The organism is Bacteroides sp. GM023 (genome assembly GCF_014750685.1).
In the GTDB taxonomy this organism is placed as follows: Bacteria; Bacteroidota; Bacteroidia; order Bacteroidales; family Bacteroidaceae; genus Bacteroides.
In genome coordinates, this window is sequence record NZ_JAAXGE010000008.1 from 61,174 (window position 1) to 80,607 (window position 19,434).

Annotated in this window: 15 protein-coding genes; 11 read left to right on the plus strand and 4 right to left on the minus strand. The window is 43.7% G+C overall.

Annotation, left to right across the window (positions count from 1 at the left end; genetic code table 11):
• The first annotated feature begins 3 nt into the window (after positions 1–3).
• From HC965_RS17735 to HC965_RS17745, 3 genes are all read left to right on the plus strand, one after another.
• Positions 4–627, plus strand: coding sequence for a hypothetical protein (locus HC965_RS17735; protein WP_191032733.1), 624 nt, complete (start codon positions 4–6; stop codon positions 625–627).
• Positions 628–674: 47 nt separating this feature from the next.
• The gene (locus HC965_RS17740; RefSeq protein ID WP_191032734.1) at positions 675–1,238 is read left to right on the plus strand and encodes a cob(I)yrinic acid a,c-diamide adenosyltransferase; all 564 of its coding nucleotides are present in this window, start codon (positions 675–677) and stop codon (positions 1,236–1,238) included.
• Between the two features lie 74 nt (positions 1,239–1,312).
• Positions 1,313–1,534, plus strand: a complete 222-nt coding sequence (locus HC965_RS17745; protein ID WP_002558131.1) for a DUF2795 domain-containing protein — start codon at positions 1,313–1,315, stop codon at positions 1,532–1,534.
• Positions 1,535–1,614: 80 nt separating this feature from the next.
• On the opposite strand, the gene HC965_RS17750 is transcribed toward HC965_RS17745, so the two are convergent.
• From HC965_RS17750 to HC965_RS17760, 3 genes are read right to left on the minus strand one after another with little or no spacing between them, the layout of a single operon-like run.
• Positions 1,615–2,802: a porin gene (locus HC965_RS17750; RefSeq protein WP_191032735.1), complete on the minus strand. Its 1,188-nt coding sequence runs from the start codon at positions 2,800–2,802 to the stop codon at positions 1,615–1,617.
• Between the two features lie 15 nt (positions 2,803–2,817).
• Positions 2,818–3,876: an L-asparaginase 2 gene (gene ansB, locus HC965_RS17755; protein ID WP_191032736.1), complete on the minus strand. Its 1,059-nt coding sequence runs from the start codon at positions 3,874–3,876 to the stop codon at positions 2,818–2,820.
• A gap of 31 nt (positions 3,877–3,907) precedes the next feature.
• Positions 3,908–5,218: an anaerobic C4-dicarboxylate transporter family protein gene (locus HC965_RS17760; RefSeq protein ID WP_191032737.1), complete on the minus strand. Its 1,311-nt coding sequence runs from the start codon at positions 5,216–5,218 to the stop codon at positions 3,908–3,910.
• A 181-nt stretch (positions 5,219–5,399) separates the two neighbouring features.
• Here HC965_RS17760 and HC965_RS17765 point away from each other — a divergent pair, with 181 nt between their 5' ends.
• The 6 genes from HC965_RS17765 (at position 5,400) to HC965_RS17790 (ending at position 14,289) form a co-directional block, all read left to right on the plus strand.
• Complete coding sequence (locus tag HC965_RS17765; RefSeq protein WP_191032738.1) at positions 5,400–6,833, plus strand: aspartate ammonia-lyase; 1,434 nt, start codon at positions 5,400–5,402, stop codon at positions 6,831–6,833.
• A 223-nt stretch (positions 6,834–7,056) separates the two neighbouring features.
• Positions 7,057–8,427: an FAD-dependent oxidoreductase gene (locus HC965_RS17770; RefSeq protein ID WP_191032739.1), complete on the plus strand. Its 1,371-nt coding sequence runs from the start codon at positions 7,057–7,059 to the stop codon at positions 8,425–8,427.
• 328 nt (positions 8,428–8,755) lie between these two features.
• A complete protein-coding gene (locus tag HC965_RS17775) occupies positions 8,756–9,343 on the plus strand; it encodes a porin family protein (RefSeq protein ID WP_191032740.1) in 588 nt (195 codons plus the stop codon).
• Between the two features lie 79 nt (positions 9,344–9,422).
• Positions 9,423–11,879 (plus strand): primosomal protein N', encoded by a 2,457-nt coding sequence (priA, locus tag HC965_RS17780; RefSeq protein ID WP_191032741.1) that lies wholly within the window; start codon positions 9,423–9,425, stop codon positions 11,877–11,879.
• Positions 11,880–11,937: 58 nt separating this feature from the next.
• Positions 11,938–13,734, plus strand: a complete 1,797-nt coding sequence (locus HC965_RS17785) for a DUF4091 domain-containing protein (RefSeq protein ID WP_191032742.1) — start codon at positions 11,938–11,940, stop codon at positions 13,732–13,734.
• A gap of 84 nt (positions 13,735–13,818) precedes the next feature.
• Positions 13,819–14,289, plus strand: a complete 471-nt coding sequence (locus tag HC965_RS17790; RefSeq protein ID WP_191032743.1) for a low molecular weight protein-tyrosine-phosphatase — start codon at positions 13,819–13,821, stop codon at positions 14,287–14,289.
• Here HC965_RS17790 and HC965_RS17795 read toward each other — a convergent pair.
• Positions 14,264–16,336 (minus strand): HD family phosphohydrolase, encoded by a 2,073-nt coding sequence (locus HC965_RS17795; RefSeq protein WP_191032744.1) that lies wholly within the window; start codon positions 16,334–16,336, stop codon positions 14,264–14,266. The two genes, HC965_RS17790 and HC965_RS17795, sit on opposite strands and share 26 nt — an antisense overlap.
• 94 nt (positions 16,337–16,430) lie before the next feature.
• On the opposite strand from HC965_RS17795, the gene gltX reads away from it, so the two are divergent.
• Both gltX and HC965_RS17805 read left to right on the plus strand, forming a co-directional pair.
• A complete protein-coding gene (gene gltX, locus HC965_RS17800) occupies positions 16,431–17,948 on the plus strand; it encodes a glutamate--tRNA ligase (protein ID WP_191032745.1) in 1,518 nt (505 codons plus the stop codon).
• A 13-nt stretch (positions 17,949–17,961) separates the two neighbouring features.
• A complete protein-coding gene (locus HC965_RS17805; protein ID WP_191032746.1) occupies positions 17,962–19,185 on the plus strand; it encodes a 3-deoxy-D-manno-octulosonic acid transferase in 1,224 nt (407 codons plus the stop codon).
• Positions 19,186–19,434 lie beyond the last annotated feature (249 nt).

Sequence of the window (19,434 nt, forward strand, 5' to 3'; positions counted from 1 at the left end):
TTTATGAATCTTTTACTTGGCATAAAAAGACCTTTTATCTGGCTTTCCCGCTTCCGCTATCGTTGCGGGTATGGTGTACATTCTCCTTTTGCTTTCAGTCTGATAACAGATGTGATTTATGAAAAGATGCCTTACTACGCTTATCATTCCTTGAAGAAAGAGCAGAAGAAAATGGTGAGAGAACGTGGATGGAGTAAAGGTACGCAGAAAGTAAATCGTTTCTTGTTCAGGTTGGTGAACAGAATGCAGCCTGCCGCTATCGTTGAGGTGGGACGTCTTTCGATGACTTCCCTCTATCTGCAATCCGCCAAACCTTCCGCTTCTTATCTCTTCGCTTCCGATCTTTCTGAACTCTTCCTCGATGTGGATACGCCCGTAGATTTTCTATATCTGAATGATTACCGGAATCCGGAATTACTGGAAGACGTTTTCAGGATTTGTGCGCAGCGTACTACCTTGAAAAGTGTATTTGTGATACAGGGAATCTGCTACTCGAAAGAGATGAAAGCGCTGTGGAAACGACTACAGGAAGACAATCGGGTAGGGATTACTTTTGACTTATACGACCTCGGTTTGCTCTTTTTTGATAAAACAAAAATAAAACAGCATTATATTGTCAACTTCTGATAACCTTTGTATGTTTACCTTATATAGATGATTAAAAAAAGAAGATTATGAAAAAGAGCCTTGTATATACAAAAACCGGTGATAAGGGGACTACCAGCCTGGTGGGCGGTAGCCGTGTACCGAAAACTCATATCCGCCTGGAAGCCTACGGCACGGTGGACGAATTAAACTCACACCTGGGATGGCTGCATACCTATCTGCAGGATGAGTCAGACCGTGATTTTATCCTGGGTATTCAGCATAAGTTATTCTCCATCGGTTCGCATCTCGCCACCGACCAGGAAAAAACGCAACTGAAACCAGCCAGCATTATTACTTCGGAAGACGTGGAAAATATCGAGCAGGAGATTGACAAATTGGACGAACAACTGCCTGAACTTTGCGCATTTATTATTCCCGGAGGAAGTCGGGGGGCATCTGTCTGCCATATCTGCCGAACGATTTGCCGGAGGGCCGAAAGACGTATTCTGACTTTATCTGAAACTTGTACAATTTCACCTAAAGTTCTGGCTTTTGTCAACAGATTATCAGATTATTTGTTTGTTTTATCTCGAAAAATTAATTTTGATGAACAAAACAACGAAATATTTTGGGATAATAGTTGGAAATGATAGATTTTATTATACTTTTGCCGAAAAAATAGAAAGCAAGACAAATTTAGTATTCACTTTAAATACTTAAAATTATGTATTGGACATTGGAACTAGCATCAAAACTTGAAGATGCTCCCTGGCCGGCAACCAAGGACGAATTGATTGATTATGCCATGCGTTCGGGTGCTCCTCTTGAAGTTATTGAAAATCTCCAGGAGATGGAAGATGAAGGCGAAATCTATGAAAGTATCGAAGATATTTGGCCGGATTACCCAAGTAAGGAAGATTTTTTCTTTAACGAGGAAGAGTATTGACGTAAACTGAGAACTGAACATATAAAAATACCCGATAGCTGTACAAAGGCTATCGGGTATTTTTAATGTTCTATTATATCTTAGAATACAGGCATTTGCCAGATGAAACCTACAGAAACACGGTTGGTATTGTAGTTCTCCTGTCCCAGCACTTTGGCACGGGAAGTGAAGTCATACGAACGTCCTACGTAGGTGACAAAGAAGTGCAGGTTGGTCTCCATCGGATAAAATTCGACACCTGCGAGATAACCCCAGGAAGTACGGTAGTTTCCTTTTTCAACTCCTTCGGAAGCTTTGGTCACTGAAGCCGTCTCATACATACCTTTTACGAACGCATTCCATTTCGGTAGAAAACGATAATTGCATTTAGCTACCACAGAAAGATAACCGGTATCAAAAGCGTTGTGTCCGCCCGGACGACCGACAATACTGGTAATGATACCTTTGCGGTCAATGTCCTCTTTCGAATACATGAAATCCACAAAAGCATTCCATTTACCCAGGTTCAGTTCGTTTCCTAAAGCGTAATAATACATATTGTGACTCTTGGCTTCGTTCATGACGGAAGCCGACCAACGGGTTTTGAATACATTGTTGAAATTACCGTTCCAGTTCAGTGTATAAACCAATGGCATTTTACCGGATTTCAGGTCGGGGATATTTCCTTCGGCATCTTCCGTGATTCCGTAGGTGCTGTCGAAAGAACCGTTGCGGCTGTTCAGGACTTGCAGGTTGAGCTGCTGGTCGGGAGTGACATTATAGCCTACATTCAATCCTGTCATAAAGTTACTCATGTAATCAATCATGTCGCAATATTGGTAGACATCAATCGGGTTGAGGTCGAACTCGAAACCACCATAAGCAGCACATTGCTTTCCGGCGAAAAGATTGAACTGGTCGTTCAACTTGATGCCGATACCTGCGTAGTCGATGGAAGTCGGGAGATTGTCAATCATGCCGTTTGCATCGTTCGAACGGTTGAGGCGTTGGCGATAGCGGTAAGACAACCAGTTGTTGATATTTCCTTTCGCCTCGATACGAAGTTGGTGCATATTGAAGTCACCTTCCTGGAATCCATCCCGGAAATGCGCGTCGAAACTGCCTTGCATATTCAGGTAAAGATTGAACTTATCCGTTTTCTTTTTTACGTCTGTCAGTTCTTCAAATAAGGGAGTGTTGGGTGAGAATTTATCTTTCTTCTCTGTTTTTTGTGCATATACTCCCTGTATACTGCCCGCCAAGAGCAGCATAAGGATTAATTTTTTCATAAGTCGGTCAGGTTTTTAGTATTCGTTAAAGTATTGCTGAATTTGTCTCCAGTCTGTGGTTTTAGTCAATGCGAGCATTAGCAAAACGCGTGACTTTTGCGGATTCAATTCCTGTGAAGCTACGAACTGGTACTTGGCGTCATCTACTTCTGCGTCAAGGGTAGTCGGTCCGGTAGGTACACGGGAAGAACGGACAACGAGGATTCCCTTTCTGCGGGCATCTATCAATGACGGGAAGATGTTCTTGTGGATATTTCCGTTGCCTACTCCGGCGTGGATGATTCCTTTGTATCCGTTGTTGAGCAGGGGATTCATCATGTCTGCTTCAATGTTGGAGTAGCTGTATACGATACCGACTTTAGGCAGTGAAGTGAGGTGAGTAACATCGAATACGGATTGAGTAGTATGTTTTTTGAGCGTTACCTGGTTGTAGAATACCTTTCCGTTCAGTACATAACCCAGTGCGCCGGAGTTGGGAGCCTGGAAAGTCTGTACGCTTACGGTGTTCATCTTCACCGTGCTTTCTGCTCCGAGGATAAGTCCGTTCATCGCAACCAGTACGCCTTTGTCTTTGGATTCTTTGGCGGCAGCGGTAACTACACCATTATAGAGGTTCAACGGGCCGTCGGCACTTAGTGCGGTGGAAGGACGCATGGCGCCTACCAATACTACCGGTTTGTCGCTCTTGACGGTCAGGTTCAGGAAGTAAGCGGTTTCTTCCATTGTATCCGTTCCGTGAGTGATGACGATACCGTCAATATCCGGGCGTTTCAATAGTTCATTGATTTTCTTGGCGAGTGTCAGCCAGACTTCATCGTTCATGTCCTGCGAGCCGATTCTTACAATCTGTTCGCCTGTCACGTTGGCGATGTCCTTAATTTCGGGAACAGCATCGAGCAATGCGCCGATGGCTACTTGTCCTGCTGTGTAACTGGTTCCGGTGGCAGAGCTTCCCGTACCGGCAATGGTTCCTCCGGTGGCAAGAATATGAATATTCGGTTTTGCGGCAAATGCCATTGTTACGGTAAGTAGTAGTGCTGATACTACCAGACCAAATCTCTTGAATTGTTTCATAACTGAATGAAGTTTAGGTTAATAATATATATTAGAATATTTGTATAAAAAGCAGTCCCAACCCGATTGCGACGGCTGTCGATACCAGTCCGGGCATCATGAACGAATGATTCAACACATATCTGCCAATTTTTGTTGTCCCTGTGCGGTCAAAATTGATGGCGGCTACCACGGTTGGGTAGTTCGGAATAAAGAAATATCCGTTTACGGCAGGGAACAGGGCAATCAGCATATAAGGGGAGATGCCCAGCGCAATACCCAGTGGTACGAGTGCCCGCACGGTGGCTGCCTGGCTATATAGCAGGATAGACATCACGAATAACGCGATTCCGAAAAGCCACGGCATTTGGCGTACGATACCCTCAATGGAGAAAGTAAGTTGCGCCATATTTCCCTGAAGGAAAGTATCACCCATCCAGGCAATACCGAAGATGGCGATAACCGCTTGCATCCCGGCAGGGAATACAGAACCTTGCGTTGCTTTGATTCCGTCTGTCTTGGTGACTAACAAGATTATGGCCGCGGCTGATAACATGACAATCTCGATGATGGACGACATGCCCAATGTAACGATTTCGCCGTCGATAAGGAAGGACGGGCGCATCCCCTCGAAAGAGCCGAAGAGTACGATAAAGACAGTCGCCAATATAAAGATAATGACGGAAAGCATGGCCGAACGTTTGTTCTTGACATCCTTGATTTCTATTTTCTTATTATTGAAAAGCCCTTCTTTCAATCGTTTCTGATATTCAGGGTCGTCTACGAGGTCTTTGCCGACTTTCATGGAGAATAAGGCGCCTACCAATACACCGACGATAGTAGCAGGAATCGTAATTTTAAGAATATCGAAGAGGGTAATATCAAATCCTGCCAGCAACCCGAGTAAGGCGACAGTAGCCGCGGAGATTGGGCTGGCCGTGATGGCTTGCTGGGAAGCGATGACCGCAATGCCGAGCGGGCGTTCCGGGCGTATTTTTGTTTCGGTGGCTACTTCTGCAATAACGGGTAATACAGAATAGGCCACGTGTCCCGTTCCGGCCACGAAAGTAAACAGGTAAGTCACTAACGGACTTAACAGTGTGACATGTGACGGATTTTTGCGTAGCAAGTGTTCTGCCAGCTTTACCATGTAGTCGAGCCCTCCGGCGGCTTGCATACAAGCGGCTGCCGAGATAACGGCAGCAATCATCAGCATGACGTCGATAGGTGGGGCGGTGGGCTGTAAACCAAAAACGAACGTGAGTATCGCCAATCCAACTCCTCCCATAACGCCAAGACCGATGCCTCCCAGGCGTGCGCCAATAATAATGGCAGTCAGAACAAATGCTAATTGTAATATCATAGGTTGTTACTTTTTTTAAGTTCAAACACAAAGATAGATGTTTCTGGTCTTTGTATTTTCTTTTTCTTCTATTAACAACAAAAAACTTATTGAATAGTTTTTGCATATTTATAAAAACAATAAGCTTCCTGGTTGGTTATATAAGTACTAACTAAAATGTTATTGTTATAAAACAACCGATATGGAACAGAATTTATCGAAAAAAACTCGTACAGAGAGCGACTTGATAGGAAGTCGTGAAGTGCCGGACAGCGCATTGTATGGAGTACAAACACTCCGTGGTATTGAAAACTTTCGCATCAGCAAGTTTCATTTGAATGAGTATCCTTTATTTATTCAAGCATTGGCTATCACGAAAATGGGGGCTACCGTTGCCAATCGTGAACTGGATTTATTGACTGAAGAGCAGGCAGAGGCTATTCTGAAGGCTTGTAAGGAAATCCTCGAAGGGAAACATCACGAACAATTCCCGGTCGACATGATTCAAGGCGGAGCCGGAACCACGACGAATATGAATGCCAACGAAGTGATAGCCAACCGTGCGTTGGAATTGATGGGACATCAGCGTGGCGAATACCAGTATTGTTCTCCCAACGACCATGTGAACCGTTCGCAGTCTACTAATGACACGTATCCTACCGCTATTCACATTGGCTTATATTACACCCACCTGAAACTGGTGAAACACTTTGAGGAACTGATAGCGTCTTTCCGTAAGAAAGGAAAAGAGTTTGCACATGTGATTAAGATGGGACGCACCCAGTTGGAAGATGCCGTACCGATGACTCTCGGACAAACGTTCAATGGATTTGCCAGTATTTTGGAACATGAGGTGAAGAATCTCGATTTTGCCGCACAGGATTTTCTGACGGTCAATATGGGAGCAACTGCTATTGGAACCGGTATCACCGCCGAACCGGGATATGCCGAGAAGTGTATTGCCGCTTTGCGCAAAATCACCGGACTGGATATAAAACTGGCGGACGACTTGGTAGGAGCTACTTCGGATACTTCCTGCATGGTGGGGTATTCAGCTGCCATGAGACGTGTGGCTGTCAAGATGAACAAGATATGTAATGATTTGCGGCTGTTGGCTTCCGGTCCTCGCTGCGGGTTGGGAGAGATTAATTTGCCGGGCATGCAACCAGGTTCTTCGATTATGCCCGGAAAAGTTAATCCGGTGATTCCCGAAGTGATGAATCAGATAGCTTATAAGGTAATAGGAAATGACCTCTGCGTGACGATGAGTGGTGAAGCTGCTCAAATGGAACTGAATGCCATGGAGCCGGTGATGGCACAGTGTTGTTTCGAATCTGCCGACTTGTTTATGAATGGTTTTGATACTTTGCGCACTTTATGTGTGGACGGTATCACGGCAAATGAAGAAAAGTGCCGTCGGGATGTACATGACAGCATCGGAGTAGTGACAGCTTTGAATCCGGTAATCGGATATAAGAATTCTACGAAGATTGCCAAAGAAGCATTGGAGACAGGAAAGGGAGTTTATGAACTTGTGTTAGAACATAATATTCTTTCCAAAGAAGATTTGGATACCATTCTGAAACCGGAGAATATGATAAAGCCGGTGAAGTTGGATATTCATCCGAATAATTGATGCATATGTAGTAAGTGGGAATAGGATCAATAACGAAATCGCCGGAGTGGATAAATATCTGCTCCGGCGATTTTAATTATTATATCTTTTGTTTCGTGTGGGAATAATTGCTAACTTATCCGGCAAAATAGTTATTGTTCGTTGCCCCGAAAGAAGCGACCTTTGCAGTATAAAATAAAACAAACTGAATAAGCTGATTTTAAACTTTTAAAAAGATAGGAATATGAATGCATTTGATGTGATAATCATTGGTTTTGGCAAAGGCGGAAAGACCCTTGCGGCAGAGTTTGCAAAGCGTGGAAAGAAAGTGGCTATTATTGAACGCTCTGACAGGATGTATGGTGGTACCTGTATTAATATTGGATGTATCCCGACAAAGACGCTGGTGCATCAGGCAAAAATAGCTTCGGGCATGACGAAATCCACTTTTGAGGAAAAGAGCAAATTTTACCGTGATGCCATTGCTGTGAAAGAAACAGTGACGGGTGCATTACGAAATAAGAATTATCATAACTTGGCGGATAATCCCAATGTGACTGTTTATACGGGTGTAGGTTCTTTTGTTTCCGCTGATACAGTCGCTGTCCGTACGGCTACAGAAGAAATCCTGTTGACATCCAATCAGATTATTATCAATACAGGAGCCGAAACGATTATTCCTTCTATTGATGGAGTTGAGGGTAATCCTTTTGTTTATACGAGTACTTCTATTATGGAGTTGACCACTCTTCCGCGGCATCTTGTCATTGTCGGTGGTGGGTATATTGGTTTGGAGTTTGCGTCCATGTATGCTTCTTTCGGTTCGCAGGTGACGGTGCTCGAAAGTTATCCTGAGCTGATTGCCCGTGAAGACCGTGATATTGCGGCAAGCGTAAAAGAGACATTGGAGAAAAAAGGAATTGCTTTTCGGATGAACGCAAAGGTGCAATCTGTGAAACACGATGCAGGAAAGGCGATTGTTGTTTATGGTGATTCCCAAACAAATGAAGTTATTGAACTGGAAGCCGATGCTGTACTTTTAGCAACAGGACGCAGGCCGAATACGAAAGATTTGAATTTGGAAGCCGCAGGAGTCGAGGTGGATGCTCGCGGAGCTATCATCGTAGATGAATATCTGAACACCACTCATCCGAATATTCGTGCGGTAGGTGATGTGAAAGGCGGTTTGCAGTTTACTTATATTTCGTTGGATGACTACCGGATTATCCGTGAAGATTTGTTCGGGAATAAGGAACGAAAGACGGCTGACCGTAATCCGGTGAGTTATTCCGTTTTTATAGATCCGCCATTGGCGCGTATTGGAATCAATGAAGATGAGGCGCACAAACAGAACTTGGATGTTGTCATAAAGAAACTGCCTGTTATGGCTATACCAAGAGCAAAGACTTTAGGAGAAACGGATGGTCTGCTGAAAGCTATTATCGACAAGAATACCGGGAAGATATTGGGGTGTACATTGTTTGCTCCTGATTCGAGCGAGGTGATAAATACTGTGGCTATCGCTATGAAAACCGGACAGGACTATACTTTCCTTCGCGATTTCATCTTTACTCACCCTAGTATGAGCGAAGCATTAAATGATTTGTTTTCATGATGATTAAATAAAAAATGCGGTCATTTATAGCCTTGTTTTAACTCTCTTATAAGATAAGATACGTTCCTCGGTGAGAAACAAGTCGTTTCTCACCGAGGAACACTCCGTTTCTTTAAAAGGAACGACCTCTTGGTTTAAAAGGAAAAAACGGTCTGCTATGTAGTTGGTATTTAGTGTTTTATGATTTTGACTGCTCAAAAATATATAAAATAAAGAATTCGTACATAAGTGCGGTGGATAAGTACTGCTCTCTGAACAAAAAACCGATAAATTGTGTTTATTTAGTCTAAATATATATCTTTGTCCCGAATTATAAACACGTAAATTTATGAAAAAGATTTTTGGTGCTTTATTGATTGCTGTATGTATTGGTATGGCAATGCCTGCGCAAGCGCAGATACACTTTGGTGTGAAAGGTGGTGTAAACTTGTCAAAAGCAAGTTTGTCCAATGTTGGAGATAACTTTAAGAAGGATAATTTTACCGGTTTCTTTATCGGTCCGATGGCTGAGTTTAATATTCCAATCGTAGGATTGGGAGTGGATGCTTCTTTGCTTTTTGCCCAAAGAGGGGTAGAAATAGGAGGTGAAAAGATAAAGCAAAATGGTCTTGATATTCCTGTAAATTTGAAATATAACATTGGCTTAGGAAGTCTATTAGGACTTTATATTGCTGCCGGCCCTGATTTCTATTTTGATTTTGCCAGTGATAAGACGATTGGTGACACGAAAATAGATAAGAAGAAAGCAGAAGTAGGAATTAATGTTGGTGCAGGTGTGAAGTTGCTGAATCATTTGCAGGTTGGTGCTAACTACAATATCCCATTGGGTGATACTGCGAAATGGAAGGAAGATGGTAGCGAAATAGGCTCCTATAAAACGAAGACCTGGCAAGTATCCGTTGCTTATATCTTTTGACAAAATATTTATTTTAACATAGTAGAACTAGAGGCTTTCGACTGTCGGAAGCCTCTTTTTTTATATCTTTGTGCCTGCAATGAAAAGATATGTAGATGTCATATTACCACTTCCGCTCCCAAAGAGCTTTACTTACTCCTTGCCGGACGAGTATGCGGAAGAAGTGAAGATAGGTTGCCGCGTGGTAGTTCCTTTCGGGCGAAAGAAGTTTTATACAGCTATCGTCCGCAACGTTCATTATTGTGCTCCGACGGAATATGAAGTGAAGGAAATATCTGCATTACTCGATGCTTCTCCTATTTTATTGCCGAATCAATTCAAGTTTTGGGAATGGATAGCCGATTATTACCTCTGTGCGCAAGGTGATGTGTATAAAGCAGCATTGCCTTCCGGGCTGAAACTTGAGAGTGAAACGATCGTAGAATATAATCCTGACTTTGAAGCGGATGCTCCATTGCCGGAAAGAGAACAGCGCATACTTGACTTGCTTGCCATAGATTCACAGCAATGTGTTACAAAGCTGGAGAAAGAGAGCGGCGTCAAGAATATCCTCACCGCCATTAAATCCCTACTCGATAAAGAAGCGATTTTCGTAAAAGAAGAATTGAGACGTACCTACAAACCCAAGACAGAAGCGCGGGTACGACTAGCAGGAACGGCTGACGAGAAGCAACTTCATATTTTGTTTGATATACTGTCCCGTGCTCCGAAGCAACTGGCACTTCTCATGAAATATGTAGAGTGTTCGGGTATTTTGGGGGATGGCACCCCGAAAGAAATCTCCAAGAAAGAATTACTGCAACGTGCTAATGTCGCTCCGGCAGTATTGAATGGTTTGGTAGATAAGAAGATATTCGAAATCTACTACCATGAAATCGGTCGATTGAATAAGCAGGAGAAAGAGGTTGTTGAATTGAATGCCCTGAATGAATTTCAGCAACGGGCACACGATGAGATTGTAGAATCCTTTCGGGAGAAAAATGTCTGTCTGCTCCACGGGGTGACATCCAGCGGTAAGACAGAAGTATATATTCATCTGATAGAAGAAGCCATTCGTCAGGGAAAGCAGGTATTATATTTGTTGCCGGAGATTGCATTGACTACTCAAATTACAGAGCGATTGCAACGTGTATTCGGTTCGCGTTTGGGCATTTACCATTCTAAATTCCCCGATGCCGAACGGGTTGAAATATGGCGGAAGCAACTCGGAGAGAATGGCTATGATATTATTCTGGGCGTCCGTTCGTCAGTATTCCTGCCTTTCCAAAATTTGGGATTGGTAATAGTGGATGAAGAGCACGAAAATACTTATAAGCAACAAGACCCTGCTCCCCGTTATCATGCACGTAGCTCAGCTATCGTTCTGGCTGCCATGTATGGTGCCAAAACGTTGTTAGGAACAGCTACGCCTTCCATCGAAACATGGCAGAATGCGATGGATGGTAAATACGGCTTTGTGCAACTGAAAGAACGATATAAAGAAATTCAACTACCGGAGATTATTCCGGTCGATATAAAAGAACTACATCGCAAGAAGCGAATGGTCGGGCAATTCTCACCGCTCCTGATACAATATATGAAAGAAGCCCTGGAACAAAACGAACAGGTGATTCTTTTTCAGAATCGCCGCGGTTTTGCTCCGATGATAGAGTGCCGTACCTGTGGCTGGGTGCCGAAGTGCAAGAACTGTGATGTAAGTCTTACCTATCATAAAGGAATCAATCAACTGACCTGTCACTATTGCGGCTATACCTATCAACTTCCAAAGGCTTGTCCTGCTTGTGCGGGAACCGAATTGGTGAATCGTGGCTTTGGTACGGAAAAAATCGAAGATGATATTAAAGTTCTTTTCCCGGAAGCTGCCGTAGCACGAATGGACTTGGATACTACCCGCACCCGTACCGCCTACGAAAAGATTATTGCCGACTTCGAACAGGGAAAGACCGATATCTTGATCGGAACACAAATGGTATCTAAAGGACTGGACTTCGACCATGTCAGCATCGTCGGAATACTGAATGCCGATACCATGTTGAACTATCCCGATTTCCGTTCTTACGAACGTGCCTTCCAACTGATGGCGCAAGTGTCGGGACGTGCCGGGCGTAAAAACAAACGCGGACGAGTGGTACTGCAAACTAAAAGTATTGACCATCCTATCATCCACCAGGTCATCGCCAATGATTATGAAGACATGGTAGGCGGGCAATTGGCAGAACGCCAAATGTTTCATTACCCGCCTTATTACCGGTTGGTATATGTCTATCTCAAAAATCACAATGAGGCCCTGCTCGACCAAATGGCGGCAGTGATGGCAAACAAGCTCCGGGCAGTATTCGGCAATCGCGTACTAGGTCCTGATAAACCGCCCGTTGCCCGTATTCAAACACTGTTTATTAAAAAGATAGTGGTGAAGATAGAACAGAATGCCCCGATGGGACGTGCACGGGAGCTATTACTGCGTATTCAGCGTGAGATGATTGAAGATGAACATTATAAATCCTTGATAATCTATTATGATGTAGACCCGATGTAATAAAAGAAATTATTCCCCCTTATAAATAACCTTTATTAATTTAATTAACTAACTAACCATGAAACGACTTACTATTATTTCTTTAGCTAGTCTATTTAGTATGAGTCCTCTGCTTGCACAGCAAGGAGTTACTCAGTGTGGAACCCCGACCGGACAACCGAAATTCCCGTTGGAAACCTATCAGGAATTGCCCGATCCTACGGCACCATCCGAAAAGGAATGGGCGGCAGTTACTGCGCCACAAATCTCTTGGGGTACGACCGATGCCCGTTATGCAAAACATCAGCTTCCTGCATTGAAAAATCAGAAGAATACTTCTTTGAAGGGCTGGCGTGGTGAGCGTGTGAACGCGCAGGCTGTTGTGTGGACAGGAACAGAATTGAAAGACCTGAATTTCAGCTTCACCGATTTTAAGGATAAGAAAGGAAACACTCTTTCAAAAGATGCACTGACCGCCGGCTTTGTCCGTTATGTGATGACAGACGAATTGAACAAGGATGGGAGAGGGGCATGCGGTTATCGTAAATCTGTGGATTTCGACTCATTGCTGGTAGCCGACCCGATTGATGTAAATCTGAAAACGATGGCTTTACCCGCCCGCACGGTTCAACCAATTTGGGTGCAATGCTGGATTCCGCAATCTGCTGCTCCCGGAACTTATAAGGGTGAACTATTGGTTAATGACGGTTCACGCCTGTTGCAGCGCCTGAATCTTGAAATTAACGTATCTTCCCGCGAACTTCCTCAACCATCGGAATGGGCGTATCATTTGGATTTGTGGCAAAGTCCCTATGCAGTAGCCCGTTATTATCAGGTTCCTTTGTGGAGCCAGGAACATCTTGATGCGATGCGTCCTTTGATGAAGATGCTGGCAGATGCCGGACAGAAGATTATTACGGCTACTTTGATGCATAAACCCTGGAATGGACAGACGGAAGATTATTTTGATACGATGGTTACCTGGATAAAACGTGCGGATGGTACGTGGACGTTTGACTATACCATCTTCGATCGTTGGGTAGAGTTTATGATGAGCGTAGGTATTGACAAGCAGATCAATTGTTATTCGATGGTTCCCTGGGAATTGTCTTTCCAATACTACGACCAGGCAACGAACTCTCTGAAATCAGTGAAAACTGCACCGGGTGAACAGGCTTATGAGGATATGTGGGTGTCAATGCTTTCGTCTTTCTCAAAACACTTGAAAGAAAAAGGCTGGTTCGATATTTGCGCTATCGCAATGGACGAGCGTCCGATGGATGTAATGCAGAAAACATTGAAAGTGATTCGTAAGGCTGATCCTGAATTCAAGGTTTCGCTGGCAGGAAATTATCATGCGGAAATAGAACCGGACTTGTATGACTATTGTATTGTCATCGGACAGAACTTCCCGGAAGATGTACGTATCCGCCGTGCTGCCGAAAACAAACGTACCAATTATTATACTTGTTGTACGGAAGCTCATCCCAATACATTCACTTTTTCTGATCCTGCCGAAGCAGCCTGGATGAGTTTTTATTCAGCCAAGAAACATTTGGATGGTTATCTGCGTTGGGCATATAACAGTTGGCCGCTGGAACCGTTGCTTGATTCACGTTTCCGCACATGGGCAGCCGGTGATACATACCTCGTATATCCCGGAGCACGCAGTTGTATCCGTTTCGAACGTTTGATCGAAGGAATACAGGCGCATGAGAAGATAAATATCCTTCGCCGTGAATTTGAGAAAAAAGGTGATAAGGCCGGATTGAAGAAAATAGAAAAGATGCTTGCTCCGTTCAATTTGGGAAATATGCCGGAAATTCCGGCAGCGGTCACCGTGAACCGGGCCAATCAGATCTTAAATTCGTTCTGATACTATCATGAACTAACTGTTCAATTAGTACTAATATGCCGCAAGGAAACCTTGCCGGGGCGCTACGCCCCTTAAAAGTTAATTATGAAGAAAATATTATTCGTTTGCCTGGGAAATATCTGCCGTAGTTCTACGGCAGAGGGCGTCATGCTTCATTTGCTAAAAGAAGCGGGACTGGAAAAAGAGTTTGTGATAGACTCTGCCGGAATCCTGTCTTATCATCAAGGTGAATTGCCGGATAGCCGGATGCGCGCCCATGCAGCACGGCGCGGTTATCAACTGGTGCACCGTTCGCGTCCTGTCCGTACGGAAGACTTTTATAATTTCGATTTAATCATCGGTATGGACGACCGGAATATAGATGATTTGAAGGATAAAGCCCCTTCTCCCGAAGAGTGGAAGAAGATTCATCGCATGACGGAATATTGCACCCGCATTCCTGCGGATCACGTCCCCGACCCCTACTACGGAGGGGCCGAAGGATTTGAATATGTGATCGATGTGCTTGAAGACGCCTGTGCCGGCTTGCTTACTTCTTTAACTCCGGATAACTGATCCGAGTATGATAAGCAATCTTTAATTTTTCTTTGAATACAGCTTTTACGGTTGCGATGTCCTTGAAAGTGATAGGACATTCTTTAAAATAACCTTCAGTAACCTGGGAGTCAATGATCTTGTCGACCAGGTTACTGATACTTTCTTCCGTATATTCCGGCAGACTGCGTGACGCAGCTTCCACAGCATCTGCCATCATGAGGATAGCTTGCTCTTTAGTGAACGGATTCGGTCCGGGATAAGTGAACAATTCTTCATTCGGCTCTTCGTCCGGATGCTCATTCTTCCATGAAATATAGAAATACTTTGTTTTTCCCCGTCCGTGATGGGTACTGATAAAGTCTTTGACAGCTTTAGGCAGATTATGTTTATCGGCTAACTTTAACCCGTCTGTGACATGGCTGATAACAACCTGCGCACTTTGTTCATAACCCAGGTTCTTGTGAGGATTGACCCCACCCGACTGATTCTCTGTAAAGAATGCCGGATTTTCCATCTTCCCTATATCATGGTATAAAGCTCCCGTACGAACCAATTGGCTTTTTGCCCCAATGCGGATAGCTGCTTCTGCCGCCAGGTTGGCCACCTGCATGGAGTGTTGGAATGTACCGGGCACTGTCTCGGACATTTGTCTCAACAGGTCATTATTAATATTCGAAAGTTCCACCAAAGTAACATTAGAGGTAAATCCGAATGTCTTTTCGAGTAAGAATAATAACGGATAAGCAAATAGCAACAAGATTCCGTTAATAAAGAAATAGGTGTACATCCGTATGTTCAATTTCGAGAAGTCAGTCGAAAGCCCATTTTCCGTCATCAGTTCGAAAGCAAAATAAACAGCGGCATAAGTCAGTATCACTAATAATGCCGTACGGAAAAGCTGTGATCTCTGCGAAAGCTCCCGTAAACTGAATATCGCGATCATTCCGGCTGCCAACTGAGTCAGAATAAACTCGTGAGGAAAGCGCAGCGATATGGAGCAAATTAATATCGTGATGACATGTGTCAGAAAAGCCGTTCTCGAATCATGGAATACACGGATAATAATCGGTAGCATCGCATAGGGTATGATATACACACTGGATACATTATGTGTCACCATAAAAGCAGTGATGATACTATAAAATACAATCAATGTGAAAAGTAACGATAGACTTCCTTTTCGCTGATAATAATCTTTCCTGAACAGATCAAGATAGAGCATGAAGCAAAGCATCAACATGCCGACAAACAGAATCTGTCCGAAAAGAATCAAACGGCTTTGTCCCATGGACTCATTGCGCTTGATAGATTCTTTACGCAGTGATTCCAATATGTTGTAAGTTGCGGGACTAATGATTTCTCCCCGGTCGATAATCTTTTGTCCGCTGACTACCAATCCGTTTGCCCAGGAATAGTTGTTCAGCATCTCTTCTTTGGCTGTTTGGGTTCTTGGTTCGTCAAAGGTGAGGTTGGGAGTGATATATTCGTTCAGCGAACATTGTCTGAGGATTTCCCGGTTGAAGTGGGTGGAATCCGACGAGAGCAGATACTCATATGCTTTCTTTACAGTATAAATACCGTCGATAGGGTGCGCATTGGCCAGTTTGTCATCAATGACCATGATAGACGTAGTGCTGTCTTTGTGCAACTGCTGTATGCTCTCCGTAGATACAATTCCCGCCTGATAGATCTCTTTTAAGGTGCGTTCGATGTAGCGCAAGTAATCTATGGAAGGAAGTATTCCTTTCAGATTCGTGTGGTAGTTCTCTTTCAGTTTGGCTATTGCGTCCTTCTCGATTTTCTTGTCGAGCTCGTAATAAGGCTGGAAAAGAGCCATCAGACTATCTTGTTCTCTTTTCACTACGGCATCGTCCTTATAAATAGGAAAGTCGAAAGTAGCTATCAGTTGCCCGTACTTCCAGGGTTTGTTTATGTCAAACTGATAGTTGAACTTGCCGTCACGTGGCAAGAAATAGACAATCAGTGCCACAGTGCCCACAAACAGCAGTGATTTATATAACAAATCTCTCCATGAAAAACTCTTTTTCTTCTTCAAATGTTCCATATCCACTGAAATTTTTGCGAAAAGTACAAAAAAAAACAATAGTGTGGAAAAAAAGGTTTAATTTTGCCACGATTTACCTATACTAACCCAAATTATGGCAGAAAGAAAAATAAGAGTTCGTTTTGCTCCGAGTCCTACCGGAGCATTGCACATCGGTGGTGTGCGTACAGCTTTGTATAATTATCTATTTGCGCGTCAACACGGCGGAGACCTGATATTTCGTATTGAAGATACTGACTCTAACCGGTTCGTTCCGGGAGCGGAAGAGTATATACTCGAATCTTTCAAGTGGCTGGGTATCCACTTTGATGAAGGCGTGAGCTTCGGTGGCGAACATGGTCCGTACCGTCAGTCCGAACGCCGCGAAATTTACAAGAAATACGTGCAGATTTTGCTGGAAAATGGAAAAGCCTACATTGCCTTTGATACTCCGGAGGAACTGGACGCTAAACGTGCTGAAATTGCTAACTTCCAATATGACGCATCTACCCGTGGAATGATGCGCAATTCACTGACTATGCCGAAAGAAGAAGTGGACGCACTGATTGCTGAAGGCAAACAATATGTAGTCCGTTTCAAAATCGAACCGAATGAGGATGTACGTGTGAACGACCTGATTCGTGGTGAAGTGATAATCAACTCATCTATCCTTGATGATAAGGTTCTTTATAAATCGGCAGATGAACTGCCTACTTACCACCTGGCAAATATTGTAGACGACCATTTGATGGAAGTCTCTCATGTGATCCGTGGTGAAGAATGGTTGCCTTCCGCTCCGCTGCATGTACTGTTGTATCGTGCTTTCGGTTGGGAAGACACAATGCCGGAATTTGCTCACCTGCCTTTGTTGTTGAAACCGGAAGGTAACGGAAAATTGAGCAAGCGTGACGGTGATCGTCTGGGATTCCCTGTATTCCCGTTGGAATGGCAGGATCCGAAATCAGGAGATGTTTCTTCAGGTTATCGTGAATCCGGTTATCTGCCCGAAGCAGTTATCAATTTCCTTGCTTTGCTGGGATGGAATCCGGGTAATGACCAGGAAGTGATGTCAATGGACGAACTGATTAAGTTGTTCGACCTGCACCGTTGCAGCAAGTCGGGAGCCAAGTTCGACTATAAAAAGGGGATATGGTTCAACCATCAATATATCCAGCAGAAACCTAACGAAGAAATTGCAGAATTGTTCTTACCGGTGCTGAAAGAGCACGGTGTGGATGTTCCTTTTGAGAAGGTGGTTACTGTGGTTGGTATGATGAAAGACCGCGTAAGTTTCGTTAAAGAACTGTGGGATGTATGTAGCTTCTTCTTTGTGGCTCCTGCCGAATATGATGAAAAAACAGCAAAGAAACGTTGGAAAGAAGATTCTGCCAAGTGCATGACTGAACTGGCGGAAGTGATTGCCGGCATTGAGGACTTTAGCATCGAAGGACAGGAAAAAGTCGTAATGGACTGGATTGCTGAAAAAGGCTATCATACAGGCAATATCATGAATGCTTTCCGTCTGACTTTGGTTGGCGAAGGAAAAGGCCCGCATATGTTCGATATTTCCTGGGTATTGGGTAAAGAGGAGACAGTGGCTCGTATGAAGCGGGCAGTAGAGGTTTTGAAGTAATCGACACAGTACTATGCTTTACGACCTGGCAATAGTCATTTATGACTTTATCGTCCATTTAGCTGCTCCGTTTAGCCGCAAGCCCCGAAAGATGATGAAGGGACATTGGGTGGTATACGAGCTTCTGCGCCAACAAGTGGAGAAAGGGGAACAATATATCTGGTTCCATGCTGCTTCACTGGGTGAGTTTGAGCAGGGGCGTCCTTTGATTGAGATGATTCGGGCAAAGTATCCTAACTATAAGATATTACTGACATTCTTCTCTCCTTCCGGTTACGAAGTGCGTAAGCATTACCGGGGGGCGGATATTGTCTGCTATCTTCCGTTTGATAAGCCGAGGAATGTGAAAAAGTTCCTTGATATTGCAAATCCTTGCATGGCATTCTTTATCAAATACGAGTTTTGGAAAAACTATTTGGATGAACTTCACAAGCGTCGCATTCCGGTATATAGTGTATCGTCTATCTTCCGTCGCGAACAAATATTCTTTAAGTGGTACGGTGGAACTTACCGCAGTGTACTGAAAGACTTCGACCATATGTTTGTGCAGAATGAGGCTTCAAAACGTTATTTGTCGAAGATCGGTATCAGCCGTGTGACAGTAGTAGGGGATACCCGCTTTGACCGTGTGTTGCAAATCCGTGAAGAAGCCAAAGACCTTCCATTGGTTGAAAAGTTCAAAGGTGACAATGCCTTTACTTTTGTTGCCGGAAGCTCATGGGGACCTGACGAAGATTTATTCCTCGAATATTTCAACAACCATCCGGAAATGAAACTGATTATCGCTCCGCACGTGATAGACGAGAATCACCTGGTAGAAATAATCAGCAAACTGAAACGTCCGTATGTACGCTATACCCGTGCTGACGAAAAGAATGTACTGAAAGCGGACTGTCTGATTATAGACTGTTTCGGATTACTCTCTTCCATTTACCGGTATGGAGAAATTGCTTATGTCGGCGGTGGTTTTGGCGTGGGCATCCACAATACATTGGAAGCTGCCGTATATGGTATTCCCGTAATCTTCGGACCGAAATATCAGAAGTTTATGGAAGCTGTACAACTGCTTGAAGCAAAAGGCGCTTACTCTATTAAGGACTACGATGAACTGAAAACTTTATTAGACCGTTTCCTAACGGATGAGGTGTTCTTGCGTGAAACCGGAACGAATGCCGGTTATTACGTGACTAGCAATGCCGGAGCGACGGAGAAGATAATGCATATGATAAATTTCTGATAACTATATTTTTGGCAATTAGCTAAATTTTAGAATAACTAGCCGATAATAAAAACGGCTGAAAGTGTAACCCCTTCATTAAATAGGGAGCACTTTCAGCCGTTTTTTTATTGCTGGAAAATATTGATTGATATGTGTATTGGTTTTGTTGAATATCTGCGGGTTTATATAAGTAACTGTCGAATTGAATGAATTGGGATTCATTAATTAATGGACGCATACTTGATTTATTGAAATTTAGGAGAAATA